The organism is Candidatus Coxiella mudrowiae (assembly GCA_001077715.1).
Taxonomy (GTDB): domain Bacteria; phylum Pseudomonadota; class Gammaproteobacteria; order Coxiellales; family Coxiellaceae; genus Coxiella; species Coxiella mudrowiae.
In genome coordinates this window covers 154,266-174,759 of record CP011126.1, presented here as the reverse complement: position 1 = coordinate 174,759, position 20,494 = coordinate 154,266, and the positions used below count along the sequence as shown (strand labels likewise).

The window sequence follows — 20,494 nt, the reverse complement described above, 5'->3', positions numbered from 1 at the left end:
TGCTTTAATTTCAGCACCTGGCTACCCCAAAAATCTATCAAGTCGGGTCCATGATTCCTGGAGGGGCTATTATTCTGGAATATCTTTCGTAATCGTGTTATCCTCGATGATAATGGTCGCTTAGAAAGCTTATTATTACCGGTACCCAAAAACCGGTACCCAAAATTTCGGAAATAATTGCTGACATTAGTAAATAATTTTTATCTGGAAGAAGATATCTTCTATATTATTTATTTGTTTTCCTCAGGTTTTTAGGCAGTTGTGCAGTGACAGCCAATTGGCTATACGCAAAAGGGGAAGCGCCTTATCATCAACAAGACTTCCATAATCCTTTTATATAGGCTGTATGCTTGTGCTAAAAGAGGAAACATTCAAGCTCAATATGCCCCATTCGCTACATGTTCTACTATGGTATTATTAGCGTTCACCGCAATCCCGTGCAGGCAGTAAAATGGTTTAAAGAAGCTGCCAAATTCGGCAATGTGAATGGCATTAATGCGCTCCAATCTAATTCAACAGGCTGCTCCTCTGAGGATGTAACATACGTCTCATCCCGAGCAAAACGAGGGATCTCGTTTTTAATCATATGGTGAGATTCTTCGCTTCGCTCAGTGACAAGCTACCTTATTTTGACAAAACGATAATCGTATCAACGGTACCCACGGGTTCGTTCTTTGTGCCTTCAATTGCTCTACATTGATTTCGTATTTTTTTAGAGAGCAATTGCACCCAATCCATCCAATCATCAAAAGGCACCTGGTGGAAAGTTAATGTCACTTTATTGCTTTCAAGTTTCTGCACCTCCTGTAAATAAGCACTTAATTTTTGTTCGGTTAATGTTGTCCGCTCAGCAATTACCAATAAAGGTTGGGTTGCTTGCTTTATCCCAAACCCTTCTTGTCTCAACTTATGGATTTATTGACCACAGCATGCTTTGCCCAAACGATAAAAAATTTCTGCGAGGCAATATGGGTTTGCAAATTAACGATCGCCATGGATAAAGGACTAAGAATTAACAAGTAAACTAATAAATTCATAATCAAAAGACCGCCCACATTTATCAAACGACGCTCGCGCTCTTTAATAATTGCTACCATTTTTCAATCATTGGATTGTCAACTCAGCAATTATCTTTTTATTTTGATTATTCATTTTCCGTTTCATCTGTAGTTTAGCTTGGTTAAGGACGTGGACTAAATCTCCTACAGTGGATAGTTGATCAGTGGTAACTTGTAAAACTAACTGGCTGTTTTGATAGCTTGTTGATTCTACGTTTATTTCGGAATATTGGTCGGGAATCTCTCCCACTCGATTTAATAAATGAATATGGTTAATCCTCTGATTCGACTTTCTTAATAAATGTAATTCTCGAGAAATTTGTTCTCGAGCATAGGTAATACTTTTTAAGTAAGGAAATAGTTGCTGGAGCGTGGGCACAGTCTCTTTCTGTAAATGATCTGAATACATTTTTAAAATTGTCCATTCTACCAGCTTCCGTACACCCAATAACAGAAAAAACCAAACCACAAAAGCAATGCTGGCGATTCTCCAATATTTTTGTTGATAGGGAGATTTTTTTGATCGATATTTTCGTGGAAAAGAATTGAAAGGAGTCTCTTTAATTAATTTCGCATAATTACTCGCTCGAAGCATAACAGAACATTGTACAGAAATTTTTGGCCTAAATCTGAAAATTGTTGGTAGAAAATTTTTTTCATGTTGGTAAACAGTAATCTGAGTAGGTTTATGGCTCTACCATTTCTCAAGCGTAAGTTGTAAGAGTAAAGAGAGGTTATTCAGCGGTGTCGAAAATCCTCTTTAACGACTCATCCGCACTAAAGCTCTTCCCTCCTCAATCAATACGGACAATTGTCCTTCTATAAGAAGGATAGTAAAAAAAATTAGGAATAAGCGCAAAATGAAGGAATTGCTTTATCCAATTCGTGCTGATTTAGTCTTGGCATAGTAAAACCGTGTTGATATTAGCACATATTGACAAGGAGTCACGACGAATAAACGCTCTTTAAGTATAGCCTAAGATGCCTCTGCTAAATGGTCTAATATTTTTTGTGAAAAAACCGTTCCTGAATCGTCACACTCTAACCAGGTAAAGGTCTCATCGCTATTAAGTTCTGAGTATCACAGTTATTCTGTGTTTAACTGTTGCCATACAATTTTAACTTTATCTTGTTTATCTTTGATATCACATTAACAAACTGATCAATTTCAATTGCTGCTGATCGCGCGTTGCTACTGCTCGTAATAAATAGAAGTTATCTGTTACAGAAATTGCATTAGCTTCAACTAATCTATCCGCTTGACATAATTTAATAAAATCATTCACTCTGTAAAAAATTCTATGTTCTTGCCCGCAGGTATAGAGCGCTTTTGCATGTTCCAGTGTTATTTTACACCATTAAGTGTTAAAAAAACTCTTTATAGAAGCATAATTAATATCAATTTGACATTGATCTTCAGGAAAAGCAGTTAAATGGGAGGATAATTTTTCATAAAATAAGGGGGTGTTAACTCCCGATACTGCACGCAATTCACTCAGAGAAACTATGCCCTGATCAGCTGCGCGATAAGAAGGTTTGGCTTGCAAGTAAATGTCACCCATAACTTCCCGAAATAACCAATCGCTCACAGCTTAAGCTAAATCAACAGCTTTTTTAACGTCATCTCCGGAATGAGATATCGTATTAAACGAATAAAAGAGGATTAATTTGTCGTTTGCGCCAGACAATTGATATTAAACAATCCTTTCTAGGCAGAGAGCATTCCAATCACTTCTGCTCCATAAAATGACTGCTTAAGATCTGGAATTTTTTTTAAGTCGGTATTTTGTAAAAGGATCATTTCCGCGTAATCTTGGACACCTTGGAGATCAAGATACAATTGCTCCCTATTTGTAATAAGGTTTGGTTGATGATAGACAAGCTAACGCTCTGAAACGATAAGCGCGGTAGCAATTGTTGCTCCAATAGCGCCATAATTAATAAAGCACTCAAAAGTGCACTTCCATTTTGCTTTTTACTGTTCCGCATAGGCCTCGTCCAACTAGAGGAAAAATTCGTTTAACAGAACCGATTCCTTTCAGTGTCAAAGTTACAATGATGGCTCTAGGTAAATAAGTTGTTTTAACTAAATTATTTTTATTCACGTTAGAAACGCAAGTATTTTCAATTTGACCTTTCTCATTAACGTAATGAAGACTCATTTTAGTCGCTTGATGCAACAGGACACGTTTCTCTGGGATAATATGCGGAGCACGATCCGGCACGGCCTATGACAAACGAATTTAAATCAGTCTCTACTTTTTCATAAGCTACGCGTTGTAACGTGCTTCATTTAAATTCACTCGTTAGATTAGTGTATCCTCCACGTGTAAATTTCAAGCTGTCTGTTTTATTTATGAGGAGGGATGGTAACTCCTCTCCAATTTCTTCAGTAATGGGGCACTGAATAATTTGGTTAAAATCATCTTGAATTAAAGTCAAAGCCGTTTGAATTTCTTGTATTCGAGCATCACTTGCTCGTAAATGTTTCCAAATACGAAAAATAGATTGCAAATCCAATGTAGCCATTGTAGTAATAATGGCAAAAATAAATAAAGCAATCATAACCTCAATAAGCGTAAATCCCTTTGGAATACTTTTTCGGTAATTCATTTTATGAACCCGATTAAATGTTCGATCTTAATCCTGGACCCCTCCTGCCCCATACATCAACATAAATACGTCAATAATAGTTTTCCCATGTTTGATCAGAGCTAGTTTCTCAGTTAAATCACTCACCAAGCAAGGGTGCTTTTACCTTTTTGCACTGATTCATTGGTAGGCGCTGATAATAAACTAACTTGCATGCTCGTAATTACATTCATGACAACCCAATCCAATGAGCTGCTATTTTATTTTTTACATGCGCAGTGCTGTGAACACTATTACGCATCGTTAAAATAACAGCAGTTAGCACCACCGCAATAATAATTAAAGCTACCAGAACTTCAATCAAAGTAAATCCCTGTTAGCTATTTAATTTCTTGTAATTGAATATTCCTACTAGAATCATGTTCTAAACGATAAACGCGATCGCGCCTCTGATTAGAAATTAATAGATTAAAAAACAGACAAATCTCCATTAGATAAAAAAAACAATATCGCAAAATATATTCTTCTTTCGTTTTAATAATTTGATTTGAATGTCTTAAAATTGAGGTGAGCTTAAGAATGGACGATTCTTAAATAATTGCCATTTCTGCTTCAGTGAATGAGAGTCTTTTTTGAAATTGATAAAAATGACAGTCATTTTGTTAAAATTTTATCTATAAAATTAGTAAGTTTTAAATAAAGCTTCTTTTTGTGCTAATTTCAAAGCTCGAGTTAATTGATTCGCAAAAAGCATAACTTGTCGACCACGATCAAAACGATGAGGCGATAACAAGGCAATGGTCCTCATAATGGCGATAATAGTCATTACGACGACAACCTTAAACAGCGTAAACTCTGCTTGGTTTTTATTATTTTTAATTAATATTCCAATTTCCCACCGTCGCGTTATACCCTCACCGTCGGGTTTATTATTGGAACCATAAGTGAAAATATCAATATCACCCTATTTACCTGGATTTAAGTAATGATAAGGGTTCCCCCATGGATCAACAGGAAGCCGCTTTAAATAGCCGCCGCTTTCCCAATCTTGGGGCACGGGATCAGTTTTGAGTTTTTTAACAAGTGTCTCAATTCCTTGTTCAGTCGTGGGATAAAAACCATTATCTAATTTATAAAGATCCATTCCATTTTTAATAGATAATACATCTTGTCTTACTTTCGCAATCTTAGCTTAATCGGGACGGTGCATTATTCGCGACAACAATTGCTGCCAAAATTGCTAAGATAACAACCACGACCATTACTTCAATCAATGTGAAGCCACCCATTTATTGATAGTTTAATTTTAATTTTTTTCATTCTATCCTCTACTCATTTAATCCAAATCAAAAATAGGCAACATAATCGCTAGCACGATAAAGAGCACGACACTGCCCATTAATAAAATCATTACGGGTTCCAAAAGTGTTAATGATCCATCAATTAGCTCGGCGATATCTTCTTCTTGAGTAGTTACCGCTTTTTGTAACACTGCTTCCAATTGTCCACTGGATTCGCCACTTGCCACTAAATGAATAAAAATATTTGAAAAATAAAGAATTTTTTGAAAGACACGATGGATATTAGTGCCTTCGCGGACTTTTTCGATAGCAACTTCTACAGTATAGCACATCGAAAGCACAGTAATTAATTGGGATGTCGCCTGCATAGCTTCTAATACAGGAACTGTAGCTGCATTCAAAACACCAAACGTTCTTCCAAAACAAGCACTATTGATGGTACGAATACATTTTCACGGTAGAGCTAATTTTAACAAAAAACGATCGCGCCAGATTCTAAATCGTTCTTTTTTTAACAACCGTTGAAAAGCATAGCCCCCCCTAAAATAAATAGAGTCAAAAAATACAACCCATAAAGTTTGTTTTATAAATTAGCTAATAGCAATCAAAACAAGAGTTGCCGCAGGAAAAGATTGTTGCGTTTGATCAAAAACAGCAACGTTTTTTTGGAACTACATAAATTAATAAAAATATTATAATTCCAATTGAAACCAGTGTCATTAAACTCGTATAAAGTAATTCTTATTGAATTTTCCGTCGAATAGCCTTTTTTCAGTATATTCTTCTAATTTTATCAATACTTCATCCAACTTACCCTACTTTTCGCTGGAAGTAACAACCGTCGTGCGATACAACTTTGGAAAAGCGAAAGGAAAATTATCCATCCCAGCTTGCTAGTAGCTGCCCTTCTAAAACTTTACTTCATACGCCCAGTAATAAGCTTTTAGCCTGCAATTTTTCCGATTAATTAGCTACGGCGTGTAACACTTCGTCTAAGGGAATACCAGCTCCCAGTAAGGTGGCCATTTGCCGTCTGGCTAATGCCAAATCTGCCGCGCTCATTCGTTTCGTTAAGAAACGCTTCCAGAAAATTTTTTTCTATTTGATGAAGAGGACGACGCTGGGATATTTCATTAACTTCAAGCACCATTAATCCATAATCACACAATCGTTGGAGGACTTAGCGCGCTGTATCGGCTTTAAGTATGCCTTTTTAACGTTTTCCTTTAGAGTCTAGCGCTGAATAACTATAAGCTTCCATTAAAATTTACCTGCCACATGCAACACCCCCAATCTAGTCTCTCCGTTCAAAACGCATCGAAAACCATCTTCCTGCATACTACGGTGATTTTTACGAGTATTAATTTCGATGAGTATCTCACTAGCATTCCAATAAATCTCATCTCGCATTTTATAGGTAACCGCTACTAATTCATAAATACCCGTTCGTCCCTGATAACCCCTGCAGTTACAATGATGACAACCTACGAGTTGATAGAGAGCGACTAATTTTCTTTCACTAAGACCTAAGAGCCGGAGTTCACTAGGGGTCGCTAATTTCGATTGTTTGTATTGTGCGCACAATACCCTACCCGGACTAAGCGTTGGGCTGCCATACCAATCAAAGTAGAAGATAATAGAAAACGTTCAATTCCCATATCTCGCAAATGGGTGATTACCCCACAGCACTGTTGGTATGTAAGGTAGATTAACACCAAATGATTCGTTAAACTTGCTTGTATCACCATTTCGGCAGTCTCTAGATCACGGGATTTCCTTTACCATGACAAATGTGTCAGGATCTTGTCGCAAAATGGCTCTCAATCCGTGAGCAAACGTCATTCCGATCTTATTATTTACTTGAGAGTCTGTCCTGCTTGAGGTAAATAGTATTCAATGGGATCTTCAACCGTTAAAATATTTCGCACTACGCTGTTCAATGCTGTTAATGCTGCATATAAAGTGGTTGTTTTTCCCGAACCCGTGTAGGGGCTGGTCACTAAAATAATACCGTGGGTTTTAAAATTAATTGCTTCATTAAACTCAAGGTATCGTGGCTCATACCCAGTTTTTGCAAATCAAATGGGCGCTCTGTTTATCCAACAAACGCAAAACGACACGCTCACCGAAGTGTGTAGGAATTGTAGATACTCGAACATCAACGGCCTGACCAGCAATTCGCAGATAAATACGGCCATCCTGAGGCAAGCGTTTTTCAGCGATATTACAAGCTTCACCATTACTTTATAATTCGTGAACAATGAACGGCGATAACACTAACACTCGAGGAAGCTATAAAATTTCGCGCAAACGCCGTCACAGCGAAAACGAACGACTAATTTTTCTTCAAAAGTTTCAAAATGAATATCTGATGCCATTTACTTAATGGCTTGAATCAGAATAGCATTTAAAAGACGAATAATTGGAACATCGTCTTCACTTTCCAATAAATCTTCGTGTGGTAGAAGTTCCGTGATCAACTGGCTTAAATCAACGTCCATTCGATGAAATGCCGCCATAGCCGTTTCTTTTCCGATTTCGTAAGCGCGTGTGCTAATAAAGTTTTAAATTCCTGTTGGGGTTACTGTACTGCCCGAAATTCAATAGGGCGATTAAAATAGTGCTGTAATTCGAGGACGGTTTCTGGAGTAAGCAGTGGCGAATGAGCCACAATGAATGATTCGCTCTTCCGTAAAAAATTGAACGAATATCCCCATGGCATTTGGCATAATTAAAAGGCAAGCGCCCTTTCACCAATTTTTCATTGGCTGTGGTAGATCGATTTTTAACAAGCGTCATCGTTATTTTTAAAATGGGGTGGCAAATCGGCTACCCGCTCCTTATTGATTGGCGGTAACATCGGTTTATCTGTATCTGGAGACAATCCTACCTTTTTGAAAAACTCCTGATATCGGATATAATCATATCGTTTTAAAGTCTCCTTACACCAATCCCATCGATTATGCAAAATAAGGGAACGAATAAAAATCATTAGATTTTTCTTTTCAATGGTGTGATTTTTATAGCGGAACAAATTTCCTAAAATAGGAATATCTCCCAGAATAGGAATCTTGTTTTCCTTTGTTTATTTTCATCTCCAATTAATCCACCGAGCACGAGGATGTCACCGCTGCTTGCCAATACACTGGTTTTAATTTTGCTAGTATCGATAGTGGGATTATCAGGACTGGAATTAGAATTAGGTTCCAAAGAATTGTCTTGCTGCTCAATTTCTAAATTTATGGTGTTATCAAGGGTAATTTACAGAGTTACTTTTAATTGTAAAGTAACATCTTTACGTTCAAAAGTATTAAAGGGCAACGTAGAATTATCAGAAACTGGTGCACCAGTTCCTTCATATTGACGATTAATAATCGCCATATTTTCACCTTCGCTAATGATGGCAGATTTATTATCTAATACTCTAATTGATGGAGTGCCTAAAATATCAGTGGAGGTATGCGTTTCCAATGCCTGAATCAGCACTCACAGATTCCCTTTCGGAATAAAACCAATGAATGCCCGCAGGAAAATTGGCTACACTAATGTCACTTCCCGGTAGGATAGTCCCCCCCATTGAATACCTAACTGTCTTAATAAACTTTCATCAATACGAACAATACGAACAATACGAACAATACGAACAATAATTGCTTACACAAATACTTGATCGGGACGAACATCCCACTGATGAATTACTTTTTTCAACATTTGGATGATTGCCATTGGCTCATTAATAATAATCGCATTATTGCTTTGTTCTGCTTGAATGGAAATGGCATTGTTGTGACCATTCTCATCATTGCCAATCCCAAATTGATTAGTAGTCTCTCCTTTTAAAAATAACCATTTCATTTAAATCATCTCGTCTTTCCTCGAAAATTAAAATATATCAACGTATATAATTCTTTACAATAGCTTTTTCCTTAATTGAAAATAACGCTGCCACTAAATGAGAAAGACGTTGTTCATGTCAAAATTTATACAATTATTCGCTATGATTACCACGGGGTTAAGAGCAATCGACTCTTGAATCAAGAGCTTTTGGAACAATTAGCACTAGAAATGAACTAGGAAACAGCTTGTTTTTCCTGAATTCGCGGCTCCAACTCTCCATTTTTATAGCGTCCGGCCATATTTTCAAGCGAAATCACTTTAATTTTTTCGGCTTGTCCCACAGCACCAAAGGCTTCGTAACGCATTTCGCATATGGCTTTCATTGCTTTAAGTGCTTCACCCAAGTATTTTCGTGGATCAAATTGAGAAGGATTTTGAACAAGATAACGACGAATGGAACTTGTAAAAGCTAACCTCAAATCGGTATCGATGTTGACTTTTCGAACGCCATAGCGAATACCTTCTTGGATTTCTTCGACAGGTACACCATAAGTTTGAGGAATCTTACCACCATATTCATTAATTATTTTAAGCCATTCTTGGGGCACCGACGAAGAACCATGCATTACCAAATGGGTATCTGGAAGTCGTTGGTGAATAGCTTTAATTCTATCAATCACGAGTACTTCTCCCGTCGGAGGTTGCAAAAATTTATAAGCGCCATGACTGGTACCAATAGCAATAGCCAGCGCGTCTACTTTTGTTTTTCTAACAAAATCAATAGCTTGTTCTGGATCAGTCAACATTTGGTCACGTGATAATTTTTCTTCAGCACCTGAGCCATCCTCCTCACCTGCCCTCAAAGTTTCTAGCGAACCTAAGCAACCAAGCTCACCTTCCACTGAAACGCCACAAGCATGAGCCATTTTCGTAGTTAATTCTGTTACAGAGACATTGTATTCATAGTCCGCCGGGGTTTTTTGGTCTTCAAGGAGAGAACCATCCATCATCACTGAGGTGAATCCCATTTGAATAGACCGTTGGCACACTGCCGGAGAGGCCCCGTGATCTTGATGCATACAAATCGGAATATGGGGCCATTCTTCGGTTGCCGCGAGAATGAGCGCGCGAATAAAGTGGGGGCCAGCATATTGACGGGCGCCTGCTGAGGCCTGAACGATGACAGGGCTTCGAGTCTCATCAGCCGCTTCCATAATGGCGCGTACTTGCTCTAAGTTGTTAACATTAAAAGCTGGAACACCATACCCGTGCTCAGCTGCATGATCTAATAATTGTCGCAACGTAATTAGGGCCATAGAACCTCCTTAGTTTGTTAAACTATTTTTCCCACGGTTAAAATCTTCATAGCGTTTGAACCACCCCCAACACCCATATGATCACCTTTAGTCAATATTACCAAATCTCCTTTCTTCAATAAGCCCTGTTTTTCCATAACTTCAATAGCCTTAATATTGACAATATTGACCTCTTCCCGGCTATATTGAGTGGGATCGAATTTAATTGGGTAAACCCCACGATAGAGAGTCATTCTCCCCAAGGATTTATCAAAACGACTTAAACCATAAATAGGAATTGCTGTTCGAATTCGTGACATCCACAGAGGAGTGATTCCTGATTCTGTTAAGGCTACAATTGCTTTAATGTCCAAATGATTGGCTGTATACATTGTTGCCATTGCAATGGCTTCATCAATGCGTTTAAAACAGCACTCTACACGATGACGCGAAGTATGCGAACGGGGTTGCAATTCGGAAGCCAAACAGGTTCGGGCCATCGCTCCAACTGCTAACACCGGGTAGTCACCCACTGCCGTTTCGGCCGAAAGCATAATCGCATCGGTATTATCCAAAACAGCGTTAGCTACATCAGATACTTCTGCTCGAGTAGGCACAGAAGCGTGGATCATCGACTCCATCATTTGAGTGGCAATAATAACGGGCTTATCAAGAGAACGGACTCGATGGATAATATCTTTTTGAACTAAGGGCACTTGAGCATCTCCAATCTCAACAGCTAAGTCACCACGAGCAACCATAACACCATCGCTGGCTTCGATAATGGCGTCAATATTTTTCACAGCTTCAGCACGTTCAATTTTAGCAATGACGTCCGCTTTCACTTTATAACCTTGAATCAAATGTTTCGCCTTAAGAACATCTTCTGCATCCCGGGGAAATGAAATCGCTATATAGTCCACATTGAGATTGACAACAAACTTTAAATCTTCAATGTCTTTTTCCGTCATTGACTCTGCCGAGAGCCCCCCCCCCAAACGATTAATCCCTTTGTGGTTAGACAATTCGGCACCCTCTACTACCCGACAAATAATTTTATTTCTATCAACATCTTGAACGATCAATTTGAGACGCCCATCGTCTAGCAATAACACGTCGTCAGCTTTTACATCTTGCGGCAAGTTTTTATAATCAATCCCTACTTTTTCTTTCGTTCCTTCACCAGGAGGTAAATCCGCGTCTAAAATAAACTGGTCCCCTTTCTTTAATTTTATTTTTCCTAGTTTAAAACTCGATATACGAATTTTGGGTCCTTGCAAGTCTGCCAAAATCCCAATTACTCGTTCTTGCTTTTTAGCAGCCTTACGCACCATCTCAATTCGTTTTTTATGACGCTCATGAGAGTCGTGAGAAAAATTCAAGCGAACAATGTCCACACCTTCGTTAATAATTTCTTCTAAAGTTGAAGGGTCATCCGTCGCAGGACCTAAAGTCGCGATAATTTTCGTACGACGCAACATGTGTTGATTATTTTTGCTCATAAGACTTTGCTCGTTGGATTAAAATTTCAATTGGAGGAAGTGTTTTCCCCTCTAAAAATTCTAAAAAGGCTCCACCGCCGGTGCTAATATAAGAAAGCTGATTTGTCAGACCAAATCGATCCAAAGCAGCTAAGGTATCTCCACCTCCCGCAATAGAATAAGCATCGCTATCAGCAATTGCCTGTGCTAATGCGCAGGTGCCTTGACTAAAAGCCTCGATTTCAAAAACACCAACAGGACCATTCCAAACTATGGTACCGGCCTGAGCCATAAGACGAGCATAGCTTGCTGATGTTTTCGGTCCTATATCAAAAATAGATTCATTATCTGCAATTGCATCCACAGTTTTTACTGTTGATTTTGCGTCTTTAGAAAGTTGAGACGCAACAATAACATCAACTGGAAGTGGAATAGAAATATTTTTTTCTGCTGCTTTTTCGCAAAATTGACGCGCATGATATAACCAGTCGTTCTCGCATAAAGATTTTCCAATTGCATAACCTTTCACCTTCAAAAAGGTATTTGCGATTCCGCCTCCTACAATTAATTGATCGACTTTATCTAATAAATTCTCTAATAAATGGATTTTCGAAGAGACTTTAGCGCCGCCTACAATAGCCACCACAAGTTTTTTTGGATTATGTAATGCCCACGATAAAGCTTCAATTTCAGAAACAAGGAGAGGCCCTGCGCAAGCTATTGGAGCATATTCTGCAACCCCCACCGTGGAAGCTTGCGCGCGATGCGCCGTTGCAAAGGCATCCATAACAAAAACATCGCACAATTTCGCCATACGCTGAGCTAAGGCGGAATCATTATTATTTTCACCCACGTTAAATCGAACATTTTCACACAACACAACAGTTCCCGATTCAACGGTAACTCCATCAAGCCAATTTTTAACAAGTGATACCTTGCGATTTAATTTTTTACTTAATACTTCTGCTATAGGAGCTAGCGAAAAGTCTGGATCAAATTTTCCTTCTTGTGGTCTCCCTAAATGAGACAGAATTATTATCCGTCCATTCGCCTTCAGTGCTTTTTCAATGGTCGGCAATACTCGAATAATTCTTTCGTCATTGGTAATTTTGCCATTTTCCATTGGCACATTAAGATCCTCACGGATGAGAACACGTTTGTTATCGAGATCAATGTCAGACATTGATAAGCATTTAAACAAGGATATTTTTTTATTTTTTAGCATATTACTTTCTTCAGTCATACTGGTATGGTGCATTTCCTAGACCCTAGGTACCATTTCGTTTACTGAAGGTTGTTTTAAGATCTAGGGTCTAAAAAAGCACCCGCGACATCCAACATACGATTAGAAAATCCCCACTCATTATCGTACCAAGCGACTACCTTTACTAATTTATCGATTAGTCGCGTTTGCCACGCATCGAAAACCGATGAATGTGGATCATGATTAAAATCGATGGAAACAAGCGGCTCTTCATTATAACCAAGCACACCTTTCATTTTACCCTCAGCAGCTTTTTTCATCACAGCATTAACTTCCGAAACGCTCACGGATTTTTTGGAATCGAAAGTAAAGTCAATGAGCGAAACATTAATGGTAGGCACCCGAATAGCATACCCATCTAATTCTCCATCGAGTTCCGGCAATACCAAGCCAACAGCAGCAACTGCTCCGGTTTTAGTAGGGATCATCGATTGTGTAGCTGCACGCGCTCGATGTAAATCTTTGTGATAACTATCGGTAAGGTTTTGATCGTTCGTGTAGGAGTGAACGGTTACCATTAATCCACGTTCAACACCAATTTCATCATTCAATACTTTCACTAGGGGTGCCAAACAATTTGTTGTGCAAGAGGCATTAGAGATAATTTTATCTTCTTTGGTAAGAATATTTTCATTAACGCCAAACACAATTGTTTTAATGTCGTTACCAGCCGGAGCGGAAATTAAAACTTTTTTTGCTCCTGCTTTTAAATGTGCTTCGGATTTTTCTTTACTTGTAAATAGCCCCGTGCATTCAAGCACCAAATCGATATCAAGTTCCCTCCAGGGCAATTGCTCTGGATTCTTTACTGCACCTACTTTAATTTTATCACCATCGATTATTAATCCCTCTTTATCAAAACTTACATCAGCAGGAAACCGTCCATGCACTGAGTCATATTTAGTTAAATGAGCATTAGTGTTGATATCTCCCAAATCATTGATAGCAACAATTTTAAAATCGTGATGCTTTTTTGATTTATAAAAAGCTCGTAAAATATTTCGACCAATGCGGCCATAACCATTAATAGCAATTTTATATGTCATGCTACTTCTCCTTAATTTCAAATTCGTGGAAAAATTCTTTCACCGTTTCAATAATTCGCTCTGGAGTGAAACCATATTCACGGTACATCATTTGATAGGGTGCTGAAGCACCAAATTGATCAATTCCAATTACTTTACCTTCACGCCCAACAAATTGATACCAATAATCTGGATGAGCCGCCTCAATAGCAATGCGCTTGGTTATGTGTGAAGGTAAAACCAATTTTTGATATTCAATGTCTTGATTTTTAAAAATTTCACAACAGGGCATGGAAACCACTCGCGCCGGGATATTTTTTTCCAAGGCCTTCGCCGCTTCAACAGTAATCATTACTTCAGAACCTGTCGCGATGAGAATAATTTGGGCGGGTTCTGTTGCTTCCCACAATACATACCCTCCTCTTGCAATTAATTCCACTTGCTGGAAATCTCGATTTTGATGCCTAACTTTTTGACGAGTTAACAAAAGACAACTAGGTCCATGATGTTTAATCATCTCTCGCCAAGCAACAGCTGCTTCAGTACCGTCACAAGGACGCCACACCTGCAAACCGGGAATCATTCGCAAGGAAGGCAATTGCTCAATCGGTTGATGCGTAGGCCCATCTTCTCCCAAACCAATCGAATCATGAGAATAAACAAAAATGGAATGCGCTTGGGTGAGCGTTGCCAGACGAACAGCATTTCGCGCATAATCCGAGAAAGTTAAAAAAGTACCGGCGAAGGGGATAAAGCCACCATGTAACGCAATGCCATTCACAATAGCTGTCATCGCAAATTCACGCACACCATATTCAATATAATTTCCCTGGCGGTTTTCTTGACTCAAAATGGTAGCTCCAGACCATTTCGTGCAATTGGATTCTGATAAATCCGCGGAGCCGCCAATTATTTCGGGTAATGAAGATGCAATAGCATTTAAACATTGTAGGGATAATTTACGCGTAGCATTGTCTTCTTTGGATTCTTCCCTATTTAAAATAAACTCTTCTATTTTTTTGGCGTAGTCTGCGGATAACAATTTTTTTTGTCGTCGCAAAAACTCTTTTGCCAATTCCGGATGATGTTTCTCATAATCCGTAAATAGTTGATTCCAATGAGTTTCACATTCCTTCCCTTTTTCTTTTGCATCCCATGCAGCATAAATCTCTTCTGGAATTTCAAATGGCGGATAAGGCCAATTTAAAATTTTACGGGCACCGGCCACTTCTTCTTCTCCTAAGGGAGCCCCGTGTGTCATCGCCTGGCCCGCCAAAATAGGTGCTCCGTATCCAATTATCGTTTTGCAGCAAATAAGGGTGGGCCTGGTGATTTCATTTTTTGCCGCGATAATAGCTTGGGAAATGGCCTTGGGATCATGCCCATCAATATAGGGAATGACCTGCCATCCATAGGCTTCGAAGCGCTTTGGCGTATTGTCGGTAAACCATCCTCTCACATCCCCATCGATGGAAATTCCGTTATCGTCATAAAAAACAATTAACTTCCCCAACCCCAAGGTTCCTGCTAACGAACAAGCTTCATGAGAAATGCCTTCCATGAGGTCGCCATCCCCAACAAAAATGTAGGTATGATGGTCCACGATGGGAAATGCCTCACAATTAAAAATCCTAGCCAGAATCTGTTCGGCGATCGCCATCCCGACACCATTGGCTAGTCCTTGTCCAAGTGGTCCAGTCGTCGTTTCCACACCCGGGGTATGTCTAAATTCGGGATGGCCCGGCGTACGTGAATGGAACTGTCGAAAATTTTTTAAATCCTCAATTAATAAATCAAAACCGGTCAAATGTAACAGCGCATATTGCAACATAGCACCGTGACCGTTCGATAAAATAAATCGATCGCGATTCGCCCAATGGGGATTAGCGGGATTGAATTTTAGAAAATCGCGCCACAATACTTCCGCAATATCCGCCATTCCCATCGGCATTCCGGGATGACCTGAATTAGCTTTTTCTACCGCATCCATTGCCAACGCACGAATCGCATTGGCACACTCTTGGCGTGATGGCATTGGCTTTCCTTTGATGGCTCTAAATCAAAGATGGCTCTAAATCAAATCGCAAATGATAACGCGTCTGGAGGGGTCACGCAATTTGGAGATTCATATTAATTCGTAGACGTCCTTCGTTGAGAATTGGAACTTAACTCAGCGTTGGGGGGCAATGTGCTGAACTATACGCTCCAGGGTCTGGAGTATTATCTCCTAGGGTTAGAATGTTATTAGCTTTATTGTAGACCCCTCTAATTTTTCCAGAATTAAAAGTTAAAACATCTGAGATTCTTTTGTTTCTCTCATCGCTTTTTAAAGAATAAGTATAGGGGCTTCCTTGTTCCGGCACGGCTGAACCACCAATTACTCTATTCAATTCTACAACAGTGGTTGACTTTAAATTAAATTCCACTAGTCAAAAAAAGTAGGAACAGTACAGTAGCGACCTACTAATCGCAAGGAATCAGTGTAACCTAATAACCCATATAAAACTATCCTTAAAAGAGCTAATTTTAGTGCGAATTTTCACATCTCTTCTTCTATCTTTTCTCATTATTCTTAAAATAGAAGTATAATGCATTTCTTAAATTTTTTGATAAAGGAACCAAACATGTGTGGCATTGTAGGAGCCATTGCTCAACGTCATGTGGCGAATATTTTATTGGAAGGTCTGAATCGTTTGGAATACCGTGGCTATGATTCAGCCGGGATTGCCATTCTCCATCCAAAAACGACAAAAATTCAACGAATTCGCGTCAAAGGTAAAGTTCAAGCACTCGCGGAAAGGCTGCAAAAAAAACCTCTACGGGGTTATACCGGCATTGCCCATACTCGCTGGGCAACGCATGGAAAACCAACAGAAAAAAATGCACATCCCCACTGCTCAGAGAATGACATTTCCATCGTTCACAATGGCATCATTGAAAATCACGAATCACTTCGACAAAAACTCACAAAATCAAGCTATGTGTTTGAGACGGAAACCGATACCGAAGTAATTGCGCATTTAATTCATTACCACAGTAAAAATAAACAGGAATTATTATCAGCCATCCAACAAGCCATTCAAGAATTGAGGGGAGCTTATGCATTAGCCATTATTTCAACTATAAAACCCGAAGCATTATACGTCGTTCGCTGCGGCAGCCCTCTTGTCATTGGATTAGGAATTGGGGAGAATTTTATTGCTTCAGACGTCAGCGCTTTGCTTCCCGTAACTCAGCAATTTATTTATTTAGAAGAAGGAGATGTCGCTAAAATTGGAATTGATACTGTTTCCATCTACGACCAAGCTGGAAAATTAATTGAACGGCCTTCCTATACTTCAAAAATTAATTACGATACGGCGACAAAAGGAAAATTCTGTCATTTTATGCAAAAAGAAATTTTCGAGCAGCCCCAAGGCGTGCTCGATACGATTTCTGAGCATTTAATTAATAACACAGTGACTCCACAGAGTCTCGGACATAAAGCGGAATCTATTTTTAGAAAAATAAAACGCCTTCAAATTGTTGCTTGCGGTACAAGTTTTCACGCTGCTTTAGTGGGTCGCTATTGGTTGGAAGCCTTGGCCGACATTCCCTGTCAAGTAGAGATTGCCAGCGAAAATCGATATCGCAAAGCTGTAGTGGAACCTAATACTTTATTCATCGCAATGTCCCAATCGGGTGAAACAGCTGATACATTAGCAGCTCTACGCCAAGCGAAAAAATTAGGATATGCAGCAACCTTAGGTATTTGCAATGTCCCAACCAGTTCAGTAGCCCGTGAAGCTGATCTAGTTTTTCTTACTCGCGCGGGAATCGAAATCGGCGTTGCCGCCACTAAAACATTTACCACCCAATTAGTTTCTTTATTATTATTGGCGGCTTTGTTCCACCGAGGAAATAACGACAATCACGAAATTATTATTAACCATTTACGAAATTTGCCAGACCTTTTACAAAAAACCTTAGATTTAGATGCTTCTATCAAGCAATTATCCAAACGTTTTGTAGATAAACAACATGCTTTATTTCTGGGACGTGGTGCACTTTTCCCAATTGCCTTAGAAGGCGCTTTAAAATTAAAAGAAATTTCCTATATGCACGCAGAAGCTTATCCTGCAGGTGAATTAAAACATGGTCCTTTAGCTTTAATCGAAAAAGGTATGCCGGTAATCGTCGTTGCACCTAATGATCACTTGATTGAAAAATTGGAATCCAATATGCAAGAGGTCCAAGCGCGGGGAGGCGAGTTATATATTTTCATGGATGAACAAATTCCCTGGGAATCCAAAATGGATAATAGCTCGGCTATCCGAATGCCTACTATGGCTGATATTATCGCTCCGATCGCCTATACTGTGCCTCTACAATTATTGGCCTATTATGTGGCTGTCTTAAAGGGGACAGATGTCGACCAACCACGCAATTTGGCGAAATCGGTCACAGTGGAATAGCATTGGAATTCTTTCTCGCTAGTAGACCACAAATCCAACCTCTAGCGAGAACAGGTAATCATATATTTGCAATGGTTAATGGGAAGCAGGATTGATATATTATTGATATTAAAGTGTATAACACAAACATTCCCAAATTACTACTCATGGCCTATGAGAATCGAAATATTTTTAAAATATATTCTAGGGATCATATCATTCCTCAGAAGTAGTGAGGGCTATAAAAAACCCAAAGTCCGTCATTCCAGCGAAAACGGAGATCCAGAGGAAAGAATGTCTTAGGCTAGCCTTTAGATTCCCGTTTTCCTGAAAATGACTGTACTTGTGGTAATGATGGAAGGAATCTAATCCCGCAAAACTAGGTTCTTTCAAGCCTTTGACACCAACATGGATTGCAAAAACTGCGCCAGCCGGTGGAGGCAAAATTTCAGTTTCGCCAATTCCTTGAGAGCAAGAAGTCACGTATAAACGACCCAAATTTCATCCGCCGAAAATACAACTCGTAGGACGTTAGACAGGCATTTCAATGATTTTATTTTCTTGGCCACATCTGGTGCAGGTGCATAACGGAAAATTTTCCCACTATTCCATTGTGCTTGCCGAATATATCCTTCACTACTGATCGTTAAGCCGTCAGGCTCTATGGGGCTTTTTTCTAATTGGACGAAAATACGCTGATTTAAAATTGTTCCGTGATTAATATCAAAATCATATTCATAAATCTGATATTTCAAACCGTCCGTATAATAAAAAATTTGATCATCCGGACTAACCCCCCCCCAACCCATTTGAAATAGTAATCCCTTTTTCTATTTTAGTCAGATTTCCATCAAGATCTAAGCACTATAAACCTCATTTAGAATTTTTAACATCAAGGTTCGCCACTCCGATCCAAAATCGTCCCGCTCGATCGAATTTTCCATCATTCATGCGCAATTCATTGCTCCAGGGTTCGATCGCTGCAAGCCTGGTCATTTTCAAAGAAAGAATTTCCACTCCAAAAACTGCATTGCCGAGAGCAATCACAACACCACCTTTTTTTACGTAGCACAACTGCACCAATAAAATCTGGCATTTCCCAGGACTGGTAATCACCGCTGACGGGATTTAATCGATGTAAAAAAGGCTTCGCAATATCAAATACAATACAAAACATTTTCAAAAGGATGCATATCGGTCCTTCGCCTAAAGCGTTTTGTCCTTTCCAAACGATTTCAATATTCATTGATCAACCGGCTGTTAATAGTGGCGGAAACAAATTTTACTGATTTAAAGCAAGAAAGTGACCCAATATGCTTCCAAGGAATCACCAAAATATTTTTATCCAATTGATAGGACTTTTGGATAGGAGCAATAAAATATCCTGTAGCATCCGGATATTTTTTTTTGAGGAAACTTTTCATCCCTCTTTGTTGATAGAGAGATATATCAATAACTGTTACACATTCAATTTCGATAAGCTTTTCTTTAGTTTTTAAAATTAAATCAATCTCAGTACCGCCCCAAATCTGATAACAATAGAGACTCGGCTTGAATTTCCCTGCATATTCCTGCATATTCCGTATTGCGCATAAATTTCATTGCTGAGAAGCGTCAATAAACTGTTGTGATGCGAAATGAAGCTTTGTTTTCCGCCAAGCAAAGCGTTTACCCCCCCGACTCAAATATTCTATATTGAGAGTATGCCTTCGGGTTTTCAAAAGATGATAATTCGTATATCAAAAATAAGGATCCTAAAGCTAATAAATTTTTTTAATAAACGCCGGTTTGGTACCCAATTCATGAGCCAACTTAGACAAAGAGATAAGAGGCACTGCAGCAATGATATTTAGTAAATTAACAGCTAATTCACTGTCGTAGTCACCGTCTTCCAGCTGTTTTAAATCTCTATAACAGATCACCTCTAACCAACATATTGATAACACTTATTCGTTCCTCAGAATCGCTTAAACCACAGAAAATAGGCATTCTGCTTCGCTCAAGCCATGTATTCAACGCTTTTAGATTTTAGCTGATTTTATCTGGACTTGCGTCATTAAATTTAAACTTCACCCAGGGATCCATAAACGCTTGACTATTTATTTCCTACATCGTCATAGGATACAGGCGCGTGATCCCCATTCTACCAGCTAAAGATTCTCGAAACCCTACTTTAGAGGAAAATTCTACTGAACTCGAAAGGGTAAA

At 39.0% G+C, this 20,494-nt stretch carries 28 protein-coding genes and 4 pseudogenes; 1 reads left to right on the top strand and 31 read right to left on the bottom strand.

Annotated elements, in window-relative coordinates; translation table 11 throughout:
• Window positions 1–424 precede the first annotated feature (424 nt).
• The 28 genes and pseudogenes from CleRt_RS09690 to tkt all read right to left on the bottom strand — a co-directional run bounded on the left by CleRt_RS09690 (window position 425) and on the right by tkt (window position 15,888).
• A complete protein-coding gene (locus tag CleRt_RS09690) occupies window positions 425–586 on the bottom strand; it encodes a hypothetical protein (protein ID WP_157870766.1) in 162 nt (53 codons plus the stop codon).
• A 38-nt stretch (window positions 587–624) separates the two neighbouring features.
• Window positions 625–906, bottom strand: coding sequence for a type II secretion system protein M (locus CleRt_RS00820; protein WP_048874833.1), 282 nt, complete (start codon window positions 904–906; stop codon window positions 625–627).
• Window positions 903–1,097: a type II secretion system protein M gene (locus CleRt_RS00815; protein ID WP_048874832.1), complete on the bottom strand. Its 195-nt coding sequence runs from the start codon at window positions 1,095–1,097 to the stop codon at window positions 903–905. The genes CleRt_RS00820 and CleRt_RS00815 overlap by 4 nt, the downstream gene beginning before the upstream one ends.
• 7 nt (window positions 1,098–1,104) lie before the next feature.
• Window positions 1,105–1,653, bottom strand: a complete 549-nt coding sequence (locus CleRt_RS00810; protein WP_048874831.1) for a GspL/Epsl periplasmic domain-containing protein — start codon at window positions 1,651–1,653, stop codon at window positions 1,105–1,107.
• 550 nt (window positions 1,654–2,203) lie between these two features.
• A complete protein-coding gene (locus CleRt_RS09685; protein WP_157870765.1) occupies window positions 2,204–2,344 on the bottom strand; it encodes a hypothetical protein in 141 nt (46 codons plus the stop codon).
• A gap of 72 nt (window positions 2,345–2,416) precedes the next feature.
• The gene (locus CleRt_RS00805; protein WP_162198803.1) at window positions 2,417–2,620 is read right to left on the bottom strand and encodes a type II secretion system protein GspK; all 204 of its coding nucleotides are present in this window, start codon (window positions 2,618–2,620) and stop codon (window positions 2,417–2,419) included.
• Between the two features lie 146 nt (window positions 2,621–2,766).
• Window positions 2,767–2,898: a hypothetical protein gene (locus CleRt_RS12865; protein ID WP_306686721.1), complete on the bottom strand. Its 132-nt coding sequence runs from the start codon at window positions 2,896–2,898 to the stop codon at window positions 2,767–2,769.
• A gap of 109 nt (window positions 2,899–3,007) precedes the next feature.
• The gene (locus CleRt_RS00800; protein ID WP_048874829.1) at window positions 3,008–3,283 is read right to left on the bottom strand and encodes a type II secretion system protein GspJ; all 276 of its coding nucleotides are present in this window, start codon (window positions 3,281–3,283) and stop codon (window positions 3,008–3,010) included.
• Window positions 3,284–3,347: 64 nt separating this feature from the next.
• The gene (locus tag CleRt_RS00795; RefSeq protein WP_048874828.1) at window positions 3,348–3,671 is read right to left on the bottom strand and encodes a PulJ/GspJ family protein; all 324 of its coding nucleotides are present in this window, start codon (window positions 3,669–3,671) and stop codon (window positions 3,348–3,350) included.
• Window positions 3,672–3,879: 208 nt separating this feature from the next.
• A pseudogene (locus CleRt_RS08695) lies at window positions 3,880–4,020 on the bottom strand (prepilin-type N-terminal cleavage/methylation domain-containing protein); the annotation flags it as partial.
• A gap of 312 nt (window positions 4,021–4,332) precedes the next feature.
• On the bottom strand, window positions 4,333–4,476 hold the full coding sequence (locus CleRt_RS09680; RefSeq protein ID WP_157870764.1) for a hypothetical protein: 144 nt from the start codon (window positions 4,474–4,476) through the stop codon (window positions 4,333–4,335).
• A 138-nt stretch (window positions 4,477–4,614) separates the two neighbouring features.
• Window positions 4,615–4,794: a type II secretion system protein GspG gene (locus CleRt_RS13835; protein WP_371440241.1), complete on the bottom strand. Its 180-nt coding sequence runs from the start codon at window positions 4,792–4,794 to the stop codon at window positions 4,615–4,617.
• A gap of 43 nt (window positions 4,795–4,837) precedes the next feature.
• Entirely contained in the window at window positions 4,838–4,939 is a 102-nt protein-coding gene (locus tag CleRt_RS13830; RefSeq protein ID WP_371440240.1) for a type IV pilin protein, read from the bottom strand.
• 47 nt (window positions 4,940–4,986) lie between these two features.
• Window positions 4,987–5,388 carry a type II secretion system F family protein gene (locus tag CleRt_RS08690; protein WP_306686886.1) on the bottom strand — a complete coding sequence of 134 codons (402 nt, stop codon included), beginning with the start codon at window positions 5,386–5,388 and terminating at the stop codon, window positions 4,987–4,989.
• A gap of 823 nt (window positions 5,389–6,211) precedes the next feature.
• Window positions 6,212–6,535, bottom strand: a complete 324-nt coding sequence (locus tag CleRt_RS08160) for an ATPase, T2SS/T4P/T4SS family (protein ID WP_053097813.1) — start codon at window positions 6,533–6,535, stop codon at window positions 6,212–6,214.
• The gene (locus CleRt_RS13825; RefSeq protein ID WP_157870762.1) at window positions 6,505–6,699 is read right to left on the bottom strand and encodes an ATPase, T2SS/T4P/T4SS family; all 195 of its coding nucleotides are present in this window, start codon (window positions 6,697–6,699) and stop codon (window positions 6,505–6,507) included. The genes CleRt_RS08160 and CleRt_RS13825 overlap by 31 nt, the downstream gene beginning before the upstream one ends.
• Before the next feature lie 16 nt (window positions 6,700–6,715).
• Window positions 6,716–6,793 carry a hypothetical protein gene (locus tag CleRt_RS13820; protein WP_157870941.1) on the bottom strand — a complete coding sequence of 26 codons (78 nt, stop codon included), beginning with the start codon at window positions 6,791–6,793 and terminating at the stop codon, window positions 6,716–6,718.
• 14 nt (window positions 6,794–6,807) lie between these two features.
• Window positions 6,808–7,008: pseudogene (locus CleRt_RS08685) on the bottom strand (ATPase, T2SS/T4P/T4SS family); the annotation flags it as partial.
• A gap of 1 nt (window position 7,009) precedes the next feature.
• Window positions 7,010–7,174 (bottom strand): ATPase, T2SS/T4P/T4SS family, encoded by a 165-nt coding sequence (locus CleRt_RS13815; protein WP_442778090.1) that lies wholly within the window; start codon window positions 7,172–7,174, stop codon window positions 7,010–7,012.
• A gap of 155 nt (window positions 7,175–7,329) precedes the next feature.
• Window positions 7,330–7,470, bottom strand: coding sequence for a hypothetical protein (locus CleRt_RS09660; protein ID WP_157870759.1), 141 nt, complete (start codon window positions 7,468–7,470; stop codon window positions 7,330–7,332).
• 266 nt (window positions 7,471–7,736) lie between these two features.
• Window positions 7,737–7,943 (bottom strand): hypothetical protein, encoded by a 207-nt coding sequence (locus CleRt_RS00770; protein WP_048874826.1) that lies wholly within the window; start codon window positions 7,941–7,943, stop codon window positions 7,737–7,739.
• Between the two features lie 33 nt (window positions 7,944–7,976).
• Window positions 7,977–8,437 (bottom strand): annotated as a pseudogene (locus CleRt_RS11130) (type II secretion system protein GspD); the annotation flags it as partial.
• 168 nt (window positions 8,438–8,605) lie between these two features.
• Complete coding sequence (locus CleRt_RS00760; protein WP_048874824.1) at window positions 8,606–8,806, bottom strand: secretin N-terminal domain-containing protein; 201 nt, start codon at window positions 8,804–8,806, stop codon at window positions 8,606–8,608.
• Between the two features lie 215 nt (window positions 8,807–9,021).
• Window positions 9,022–10,104 (bottom strand): class II fructose-bisphosphate aldolase, encoded by a 1,083-nt coding sequence (gene fba / locus CleRt_RS00755; protein ID WP_048874823.1) that lies wholly within the window; start codon window positions 10,102–10,104, stop codon window positions 9,022–9,024.
• 17 nt (window positions 10,105–10,121) lie between these two features.
• Entirely contained in the window at window positions 10,122–11,585 is a 1,464-nt protein-coding gene (gene pyk / locus CleRt_RS00750; RefSeq protein ID WP_082160385.1) for a pyruvate kinase, read from the bottom strand.
• A complete protein-coding gene (locus CleRt_RS00745; protein ID WP_048875748.1) occupies window positions 11,572–12,789 on the bottom strand; it encodes a phosphoglycerate kinase in 1,218 nt (405 codons plus the stop codon). The genes pyk and CleRt_RS00745 overlap by 14 nt, the downstream gene beginning before the upstream one ends.
• A gap of 74 nt (window positions 12,790–12,863) precedes the next feature.
• Window positions 12,864–13,874, bottom strand: a complete 1,011-nt coding sequence (gap, locus tag CleRt_RS00740; RefSeq protein ID WP_048874822.1) for a type I glyceraldehyde-3-phosphate dehydrogenase — start codon at window positions 13,872–13,874, stop codon at window positions 12,864–12,866.
• Between the two features lies 1 nt (window position 13,875).
• Window positions 13,876–15,888 (bottom strand): transketolase, encoded by a 2,013-nt coding sequence (tkt, locus tag CleRt_RS00735; protein WP_048874821.1) that lies wholly within the window; start codon window positions 15,886–15,888, stop codon window positions 13,876–13,878.
• Between the two features lie 589 nt (window positions 15,889–16,477).
• Here tkt and glmS point away from each other — a divergent pair.
• Window positions 16,478–18,307, top strand: a complete 1,830-nt coding sequence (glmS, locus tag CleRt_RS00730; RefSeq protein ID WP_048874820.1) for a glutamine--fructose-6-phosphate transaminase (isomerizing) — start codon at window positions 16,478–16,480, stop codon at window positions 18,305–18,307.
• A 348-nt stretch (window positions 18,308–18,655) separates the two neighbouring features.
• Here the strand turns inward: glmS and CleRt_RS12860 are convergent.
• From CleRt_RS12860 to CleRt_RS11115, 3 genes and pseudogenes are all read right to left on the bottom strand, one after another.
• Window positions 18,656–19,532: pseudogene (locus CleRt_RS12860) on the bottom strand (SMP-30/gluconolactonase/LRE family protein); the annotation flags it as partial.
• The gene (locus CleRt_RS11120) at window positions 19,522–19,863 is read right to left on the bottom strand and encodes a DUF4143 domain-containing protein (protein ID WP_235379107.1); all 342 of its coding nucleotides are present in this window, start codon (window positions 19,861–19,863) and stop codon (window positions 19,522–19,524) included. The gene CleRt_RS11120 and the pseudogene CleRt_RS12860, both read right to left, overlap by 11 nt.
• Before the next feature lie 183 nt (window positions 19,864–20,046).
• Entirely contained in the window at window positions 20,047–20,232 is a 186-nt protein-coding gene (locus tag CleRt_RS11115; RefSeq protein ID WP_235379106.1) for a hypothetical protein, read from the bottom strand.
• Window positions 20,233–20,494: the final 262 nt, after the last annotated feature.

What these genes read in the sequence shown, in the direction of transcription:
- CleRt_RS09690 (WP_157870766.1), bottom strand. Translation starts at nt 586, where the DNA reads ATGATTAAAAACGAGATCCCTCGTTTTGCTCGGGATGAGACGTATGTT.
- CleRt_RS00815 (WP_048874832.1), bottom strand. Translation starts at nt 1,097, where the DNA reads ATGGTAGCAATTATTAAAGAGCGCGAGCGTCGTTTGATAAATGTGGGC.
- CleRt_RS00810 (WP_048874831.1), bottom strand. Translation starts at nt 1,653, where the DNA reads ATGCTTCGAGCGAGTAATTATGCGAAATTAATTAAAGAGACTCCTTTC.
- CleRt_RS00805 (WP_162198803.1), bottom strand. Translation starts at nt 2,620, where the DNA reads ATGGGTGACATTTACTTGCAAGCCAAACCTTCTTATCGCGCAGCTGAT.
- CleRt_RS00795 (WP_048874828.1), bottom strand. Translation starts at nt 3,671, where the DNA reads ATGAATTACCGAAAAAGTATTCCAAAGGGATTTACGCTTATTGAGGTT.
- CleRt_RS09680 (WP_157870764.1), bottom strand. Translation starts at nt 4,476, where the DNA reads ATGACTATTATCGCCATTATGAGGACCATTGCCTTGTTATCGCCTCAT.
- CleRt_RS13835 (WP_371440241.1), bottom strand. Translation starts at nt 4,794, where the DNA reads ATGGATCTTTATAAATTAGATAATGGTTTTTATCCCACGACTGAACAA.
- CleRt_RS13830 (WP_371440240.1), bottom strand. Translation starts at nt 4,939, where the DNA reads ATGGGTGGCTTCACATTGATTGAAGTAATGGTCGTGGTTGTTATCTTA.
- CleRt_RS13825 (WP_157870762.1), bottom strand. Translation starts at nt 6,699, where the DNA reads ATGGTGATACAAGCAAGTTTAACGAATCATTTGGTGTTAATCTACCTT.
- CleRt_RS13820 (WP_157870941.1), bottom strand. Translation starts at nt 6,793, where the DNA reads ATGACGTTTGCTCACGGATTGAGAGCCATTTTGCGACAAGATCCTGAC.
- CleRt_RS09660 (WP_157870759.1), bottom strand. Translation starts at nt 7,470, where the DNA reads ATGGCGGCATTTCATCGAATGGACGTTGATTTAAGCCAGTTGATCACG.
- CleRt_RS00770 (WP_048874826.1), bottom strand. Translation starts at nt 7,943, where the DNA reads ATGATTTTTATTCGTTCCCTTATTTTGCATAATCGATGGGATTGGTGT.
- CleRt_RS00760 (WP_048874824.1), bottom strand. Translation starts at nt 8,806, where the DNA reads ATGAAATGGTTATTTTTAAAAGGAGAGACTACTAATCAATTTGGGATT.
- fba (WP_048874823.1), bottom strand. Translation starts at nt 10,104, where the DNA reads ATGGCCCTAATTACGTTGCGACAATTATTAGATCATGCAGCTGAGCAC.
- pyk (WP_082160385.1), bottom strand. Translation starts at nt 11,585, where the DNA reads ATGAGCAAAAATAATCAACACATGTTGCGTCGTACGAAAATTATCGCG.
- CleRt_RS00745 (WP_048875748.1), bottom strand. Translation starts at nt 12,789, where the DNA reads ATGCTAAAAAATAAAAAAATATCCTTGTTTAAATGCTTATCAATGTCT.
- gap (WP_048874822.1), bottom strand. Translation starts at nt 13,874, where the DNA reads ATGACATATAAAATTGCTATTAATGGTTATGGCCGCATTGGTCGAAAT.
- tkt (WP_048874821.1), bottom strand. Translation starts at nt 15,888, where the DNA reads ATGCCATCACGCCAAGAGTGTGCCAATGCGATTCGTGCGTTGGCAATG.
- glmS (WP_048874820.1), top strand. Translation starts at nt 16,478, where the DNA reads ATGTGTGGCATTGTAGGAGCCATTGCTCAACGTCATGTGGCGAATATT.
- CleRt_RS11120 (WP_235379107.1), bottom strand. Translation starts at nt 19,863, where the DNA reads ATGCAGGAATATGCAGGGAAATTCAAGCCGAGTCTCTATTGTTATCAG.